Source organism: Burkholderia sp. AW49-1, from assembly GCF_053427845.1.
The window spans coordinates 1-292 of the sequence record NZ_JBSAXF010000131.1; the positions used below are offsets into that span (position 1 = coordinate 1).

Consider the following 292-nt stretch of genomic DNA (forward strand, 5'->3'; position numbering starts at 1 on the left):
TGTAGTGGTCTAATGAATCCGGACACTGATTTAGGCGAGAATGGTCGCCATGAAGAGGTGTCTGATGAGCAAGCAACGACGTACGTTTTCCCCGGAGTTCAAACAGCAAGCCGCCTGTCTGGTGCTCGACCAGGGTTATAGCCATATGGAAGCAAGCCGCTCGGTCGGCGTCGGCGAGACGGTGCTGCGCCGCTGGGTGCAGCAACTTCAGATGGAACGCCAGGGCGTCACGCCGCAGGGCAAGGCAATCACGCCGGATCAACAGCGTATTCAGGAACTCGAGGCGCGTATC

At 58.2% G+C, this 292-nt stretch carries 1 protein-coding gene; it reads left to right on the forward strand.

Annotated elements, in window-relative coordinates; genetic code table 11:
• Positions 1-64 precede the first annotated feature (64 nt).
• The coding region (locus ACV22W_RS33735; protein WP_448023869.1) for a transposase at positions 65-292 on the forward strand (228 nt) is incomplete at its 3' end.